5 protein-coding genes are annotated in these 6,293 nt (G+C 69.9%); 4 read left to right on the top strand and 1 reads right to left on the bottom strand.

What is annotated here, in order from left to right; genetic code table 11:
- Positions 1-329 precede the first annotated feature (329 nt).
- The 4 genes from ACSAMQ_RS19650 (at position 330) to ACSAMQ_RS19635 (ending at position 5,106) form a co-directional block, all read left to right on the top strand.
- The gene (locus ACSAMQ_RS19650; protein ID WP_435397277.1) at positions 330-2,321 is read left to right on the top strand and encodes a prolyl oligopeptidase family serine peptidase; all 1,992 of its coding nucleotides are present in this window, start codon (positions 330-332) and stop codon (positions 2,319-2,321) included.
- A gap of 122 nt (positions 2,322-2,443) precedes the next feature.
- Positions 2,444-3,421 carry a DNA/RNA non-specific endonuclease gene (locus ACSAMQ_RS19645; RefSeq protein WP_435397276.1) on the top strand — a complete coding sequence of 326 codons (978 nt, stop codon included), beginning with the start codon at positions 2,444-2,446 and terminating at the stop codon, positions 3,419-3,421.
- A 15-nt stretch (positions 3,422-3,436) separates the two neighbouring features.
- Positions 3,437-3,811, top strand: a complete 375-nt coding sequence (locus ACSAMQ_RS19640) for a hypothetical protein (RefSeq protein WP_435397275.1) — start codon at positions 3,437-3,439, stop codon at positions 3,809-3,811.
- A 296-nt stretch (positions 3,812-4,107) separates the two neighbouring features.
- Positions 4,108-5,106, top strand: a complete 999-nt coding sequence (locus ACSAMQ_RS19635; protein ID WP_435397274.1) for a bile acid:sodium symporter family protein — start codon at positions 4,108-4,110, stop codon at positions 5,104-5,106.
- 25 nt (positions 5,107-5,131) lie between these two features.
- On the opposite strand, the gene ACSAMQ_RS19630 is transcribed toward ACSAMQ_RS19635, so the two are convergent.
- Positions 5,132-6,293, bottom strand: a 1,162-nt coding sequence (locus ACSAMQ_RS19630) for an amidohydrolase family protein (RefSeq protein ID WP_435397273.1), incomplete at its 5' end; no start/stop codon positions are given.

Below are 6,293 nucleotides of genomic sequence, written 5' to 3'. Positions count from 1 at the left end.
GGCGCCGGGCTGTCCGCCCGGGCACCGCCGGCCGAGCTAGCGACGGCCAAGCCGGCGCCGGCCCAGGCACTGGCGAGCGCGCCGGCACCGCCGATCAGAAACGTCCTTCTGTCGATCATCGAATCCTCCCTGGAATGAATCCTCGCGCGCGGCTGCGGCGATTCGTGCGCTCGGTCACGCGCCGTCGCGGCACTCTAAGGCAAACGCGCCAGCGTCCGGGCCGTGACTTTCGGGACGGATCGCGCCGCGGCGGGCGCGCTAAGCTCGGGATGTGTGCGCCAGAATTCCGCGGCCGCGGAGCGCCCGCATCCTTCCCGGGGAGAACGCCGATGTCGCTGCGCCATGCCTTGTCCGTCGCTGCGCTGGCCGTGGCCTGCGTCGGCTCCCTGCCGGTCCATGCCGCGGACCCCGTCGTGCGCGAGCACCACGGCAACCGCGTCAGCGAAAACCTGCCGGCGCTCGCGCCGGCGCTGCTCGAACGCCTCGAGCGCTACCAGAACACTCGCGGCGCCAGCCTCGGCGGCTGGACCGCCGACGGCTGCCTGCTGATCGCCACGCGCTTCGCCGAGACCCAGCAGGCGCACCGGGTCTGCGAGCCCATGGGCATGCGCGAGCAACTGACCTTCCAGCGCGAGCCGCTCAACGGCCTGGTGGCGGCGCCGAAGCCGCTCGACGGCTTCGTATTCGGCAAGGACGTCGGCGGCAACGAGTTCTGGCAGTTGCACTGGTTCGACCTGGCCAGCCGCGAGACCCGCCTGCTCACCGACGGCAAGGCGCGCAACCAGGACCCGCGCTTCTCGCACGACGGCAAGCAACTGGCCTACAGCAGCACCGCGCGCAACGGCCGCGACACCGACGTATGGGTGATGGACCTCGCCACCGGCAAGGCGCGCGCGGTGGTGACCGAGGGCGGCACCTGGAGCGCCTCGGACTTCTCGCCGGACGGCAAACAGTTGCTGGTGATCAAGTACGTCTCGGCCAGCGAAACCTATCCGGGCCTGGTCGAGCTGGACAGCGGCAAGCTGCAGCTGTTCCCGGTCGACGGCGGCAAGGCGGCGATCAGCGATTTCCGCTTCTCCAGGGACGGCAAGGCGGTCTATTACGTCTCCAACGAAATCCTCGACGGCAAGCCGCAGGAGTTCGCCACCCTGCGCCGGCACGAGCCGGCGAGCGGCAAGTTCGAGGTGCTCAGCGCCGGCATCCCCTGGGACGTCGGCGACCTCAGCCTGTCCGAGGACGGCCGCCACCTGCTGTTCGTCAGCAACGAGGACGGCATCGGCAAGCTGCACCTGCTGTCGCTGCCCGGGCATAAAGAAATCGAGCTGCCGGCGCTGCCGGTCGGGGTGATCGGCGGCGCCGAGTTCTCGCCCGACGGCCGGCGCATCGCCGTGTCGATCAACACCGCCACCTCGCCGAGCGACGTGTACGTGATCGAGCTCGGCGCGAAACGGCTGGTGCGCTGGACCCGCAGCGAGGTCGGCGGGCTCGACTCCAGCCGCTTCGTGGCGCCGAGCCTGATCCGTTATCCGACCTTCGACCGCGTCGACGGCCGGCCGCGCACGATCCCGGCGTTCTATTACCGGCCGGCGAAGATCCCCGCCGGCGCCAAGCTGCCGGTGGTGATCCAGATCCACGGCGGCCCCGAAGCGCAGGCGCAGCCGAGCTTCAACGCCAACGCCCAATTCCTGGCCAACGAGCTCGGCGTGGCGACGCTGGTGCCGAACGTGCGCGGCTCGGCCGGCTACGGCCGCACTTACCTCGGCCTGGACAACGCCGAGAAGCGCGAGGACTCGGTCAAGGACATCGGCGCGCTGCTCGACTGGATCGCGGCCCAGCCCGAACTCGATGCGCAGCGCGTCGGCGTGTACGGCGGCAGCTACGGCGGCTACATGGTGCTGGCCTCGCTGATGCACTACAGCGACCGCATCCGCGCCGGCGTCGACGTGGTCGGCATTTCCGACTTCAGCACCTTCCTGACCAACACCGAGTCGTATCGCCGGGACCTGCGCCGCGCCGAATACGGCGACGAGCGCGTGCCCGAGATGAAGGCGGTGTTCGAGCGCATCTCGCCGCTCAGGAACGCCGGCAAGATCCGCGCGCCGCTGTTCGTCGCCCAGGGTCGCAACGATCCGCGCGTGCCCTATACCGAGGCCGAGCAGATCGTGAAGGCGGTGCGCGGCAACGGCGTGCCGGTGTGGTTCCTGATGTTCGACGACGAAGGCCACGGCTTCCACAAGAAGGCCAACACCGACTACTTCGGCGCGGCGATGATGACCTTCTGGCAGCAGCACCTGATCGGCGGCGGCCCGCACGCGAAGTGACCAACGCGCCCGTTCGCGGGCGCGAAGTCTTTGAACTGTCACGTTTTCCTGGGGTTTCCCCCAATGGGCGGATCGGCACATTCTGGCTAGATTCCAGGCTGACGCGCAGCCAGGCCCGCCCGATGACCGACCCGATCAGCCCGAACGTCCACCTCGACGGCTCCTCGCCGGGCATCGAACCGTTCGCCGCATCGACCGCGCAGCGCTTGGGCAGTGCCGAGCCGGCGCAGGCACGCGCGACCGTCGATGCATTGACCGCACCGCAACTGCAGGGGCTGCGCGCGGAAGTCGAAGCGATGCCGGTGGCCGAGCGCGAGGGCCTCGCCAACGAACTTGCCGGCACGCTCGACGCGCCGCGACTGCGCAAGCTGGAGACCGCGTTCGGGCGCGATGCCATCGCCGCCGCGGTCGAGCGCCGCAGCGGCCCCGAGGTGCGCGAGGCCTATGCCGAAGGCGCCGGCAATGAAGGCGCCGATAGCGAAGGCGTGGGCAACGGCCTCGCCGAGGCCGCCGACGGGCTGATCGGCCGGCTCAAGGACTGGCTCGGCCTCGACGCCGGCACGCGCGGCGAGACCGAGGAAATTTCGGCGACGGTCGTCAACCCGGACACCGGCGAGGTCAACGACGCGCGCTGGACCGTCGACGACGAAGGCCGCCCGATCCACGCCGAAGGCACCCTGCGCACCGTGTTCAGCGGGATCGAGCGCAGCGACGAGGAGACCGAAGCCCAGCGCACCGCCGCCGACCGCGGCGTCGACGGCGACCAGGGCGGGCACGTGTTCGGCCACCGCTTCGTCACCGACCAGGGGCTGAAGAACCTGTTCCCGCAGAACGGCAACTTCAACATGGGCGCCTACAAGACCCTCGAAAACGAGTGGGCGGCCTGGGTCGACCAGGGCATGGAGGTGCGCATCGACATCGACCTGACCCCGCGCGAGGCCGACCGACCGGACCGTGTTCGCATTTCCTACGACGTGATCGATCCCGCCGACGGCGACAGGGTTTACGATCAGCGCGTCACCTTCGAGAACCGCGCCGGCCAGAGCTACGATCGGGTCGAGACCGGGCAGATGGACGACCTGATCGAAGCCGCTTCCTAACGCTCAAGGCAGGACATGAACAGAGACGAATTGCTCGGCGAGATCGCACGCCTGATCGTGGTCGACCCCAAGGCCAGCGAGCGGCCTTGGGACGGATATGCGCTGATCGCCTGGTACGGCGACGGCATCAGCCGCCTCAACGGCTTCCGCTACGACAAAGGCCAGCCGGGCGAACCGCTGACGCCGTCGGGTGTGGAGATCGAGAACCGCCTCGAACAACTGCGCAAGGTCACCCAGGTCGCCGGCAAGGCGCCGTGGCGGGTCTGCATCGTGCGCATCCACCGCGCCGACGCCGAAGTCGCGATCGACTTCGAGTACGAAGACCCGGGCCGCTGGTACGTGACCCCCGACAGCTCGGCCGAGATCGCCGAGCGCGTGCGGCCTTGCTGAGAGGTTGAGCGAGCCCGCGCCGCTCCAGGGTAGGAGCGGCGCAAGCCGCGACCAACCGCAGAGGTGTACGTCGGCGCTCGCGGTCGAAGCCCGGAAAAACGGCGCTCAACGACCAAAGCAAGCGCAGCCGCCGGGCTTCGGCGATTGCGCTTTCGACCGCCCGGGCCGGCTGTCGCAGCTCGCGCCGCTCCTACCCTTGAAGCGCCAGGCAGGCGCCAGCTTGCGCGATGGACCGCCCGGCCGCTGCCGGCCAGAATGCGGAGTCTGCCGCACCGGCCCTGCAAGGCGAGCACCGGATGAGTTGGCTCCAGCGACTGCGCGTCGACAGCTTCACCCTGGCCCTGCTGGCGGCGGTCGCGCTGGCCTGGTGGTTCCCGCTCGGCGGCGCGCCGGCCGCGGCCCTCGACCGCTTCACCGACCTCGCCATCGCCGCGCTGTTCTTCCTGCACGGCGCGCGGCTGTCGCGCGAGGCGATCCTCGCCGGCGCCCTGCATTGGCGCCTGCACCTGCTGATCTTCGCCAGCACCTTCGTGCTGTTTCCGTTGCTCGGCCTCGCGCTGAAACCCTTGTCCGGGCGCCTGCTGACCCCGGAGCTGTACCTCGGCCTGCTGTTCCTGTGCACCCTGCCCTCGACCGTGCAGTCCTCGATCGCCTTCACCTCGATGGCCGGCGGCAACGTGCCCGCGGCGGTGTGCAGCGCCTCCGCTTCGAGCCTGCTCGGCGTATTCCTGACGCCGCTGCTGATGAGCGCGCTGGCCGGCGCACAGGGCGCGATGGCGCATCCGGCCGAGGCCATCGGCAAGATCGTGCTGCAGTTGCTGCTGCCCTTCGTCGCCGGCCATCTGCTGCGGCGCTGGATCGGCGGCTGGATCGAGCGCCGGCGCGCGCTGTTGCGCTACACCGACCAGGGCACGGTGCTGCTGGTGGTCTACACCGCCTTCGCCGCCTCGGTCGCCACCGGGCTGTGGCAGAGCACGCCCGTGCAGGCCTTGTACGTCGTGTTCGCGGTCTGCGCGGCGCTGCTCGCGGTGGCGATGTTCGCCACGACCTTCGCCGCGCGCCGCCTGGGGTTTTCGCGCGAGGACGAAATCGCGATCGTGTTCTGCGGCTCCAAGAAAAGCCTGGCCACCGGCGTGCCGATGGCCAAGATCCTGTTCGCGGGCAGCGCGCTCGGCGCGATCGTGCTGCCGGTGATGGTGTTCCACCAGATCCAGCTGATCGTCTGCGCCCAGCTCGCGCGCCGCTATGCGCGCCGGGCGCTGCCGGCGCAACCGGCCGAGGACGTCGCCGACTGAGTCCGGCCGCGCGCGGCCGAACGGCTCAACGCGCGTCCTTGACCACCTCGCCGCCCTTGATCACCACCGGTACAGATTCGAGCAGGGCGACGTTCTGGGTCGGGTCGCCGGCGACTGCGATGATGTCGCCCCAGCGGCCTTTCTCGATCAGGCCGACGTCCTGGCGGCCCAGCGCTTCGGCCGCGTTCGCGGTGGCCGTCTGGATCGCCTGCGCCGCGCTCATGCCGTAGCGTTGCATCACCGCGAACTGGCGGCCGTTGTGCCCGTGCGGATAGACCCCGGTGTCGGTGCCGTAAACCATCCTGACCCTGGCCTGGTGGGCGCGGCGGAAATTCTCGCGCTGGATGTCGGCGACTTCCCGGTCCTTGCGCAGGTTGTCCTCGAGCACGCCGTTCTTCTTGCCCTCGGCCTGGGTGTACTCGGTGTTGTAGATGTCCATCGACAGCCAGGCGCCGTGCTGCTTGGCCAGGCGGATGCCTTCCTCGTCGATCAGGCTGGCGTGCTCGATGGTGTCGATGCCGGCGCGGATCGCGTCCTTGATGCCGCTGCTGCCGTGCGCATGCGCGGCGACCTTGAGCCCCCAGCGATGCGCCTCGTCGGCCACCGCCTTCATCTCCTCCAGGCTCAGCTGCTGCTGGCCGGGTTCGGTGTTGCGCGAGAACACCCCGCCGGTGGCGCAGATCTTGATCACCTGTGCGCCGTACTTGCGCAGCTCTCGTACGTGCTGGCGCGCCTGCTCGGGCGAATCGGCGTTGTAAGGGCTGCGCTGCTGCATCGACGGCGGGAAGAACGTCGAGTCGCAATGGCCGCCGGTGGCGCCGAAACCGTAGGCGGCCGAGACGATGCGCGGGCCGCGCAGCTTGCCCTCGTCGATCGCCTGGCGCAGGCCGACATCGTTCCAGGCATCGGCGCCGAGATTGCGCACCGTGGTGAAACCGGCGGCCAGGGTGTCCTGCGCGTGCTTGACCGCGAGTACCGACCAGAAGCGGTCGTTGAACTGCAGCCCGGTGTAACCGCCGTAGGCCGGGTCGGCGTCGAGGTGGGTGTGCATGTCGATCAGGCCCGGCAGCAGGGTCATGCCGGGCAGGTCGAGGCGTCGCGCGCCGGCCGGCGCCGCGTCGCCGGCGCGGCCGACCTCGGCGATGCGGCCGTCGCGGATCAGCACCTGCGGGTTGTCGGTCAGTCGC

This window comes from Lysobacter sp. 1R34A (genome assembly GCF_051217035.1).
Classification (GTDB): Bacteria; Pseudomonadota; Gammaproteobacteria; order Xanthomonadales; family Xanthomonadaceae; genus Lysobacter.
The sequence above is the reverse complement of the archived record's forward strand: the minus strand, read 5'-3'. Positions and strand labels throughout refer to the sequence as shown.

What these genes read in the sequence shown, in the direction of transcription:
- ACSAMQ_RS19635 (WP_435397274.1), top strand. Translation starts at nt 4,108, where the DNA reads ATGAGTTGGCTCCAGCGACTGCGCGTCGACAGCTTCACCCTGGCCCTG.
- ACSAMQ_RS19640 (WP_435397275.1), top strand. Translation starts at nt 3,437, where the DNA reads ATGAACAGAGACGAATTGCTCGGCGAGATCGCACGCCTGATCGTGGTC.
- ACSAMQ_RS19650 (WP_435397277.1), top strand. Translation starts at nt 330, where the DNA reads ATGTCGCTGCGCCATGCCTTGTCCGTCGCTGCGCTGGCCGTGGCCTGC.
- ACSAMQ_RS19645 (WP_435397276.1), top strand. Translation starts at nt 2,444, where the DNA reads ATGACCGACCCGATCAGCCCGAACGTCCACCTCGACGGCTCCTCGCCG.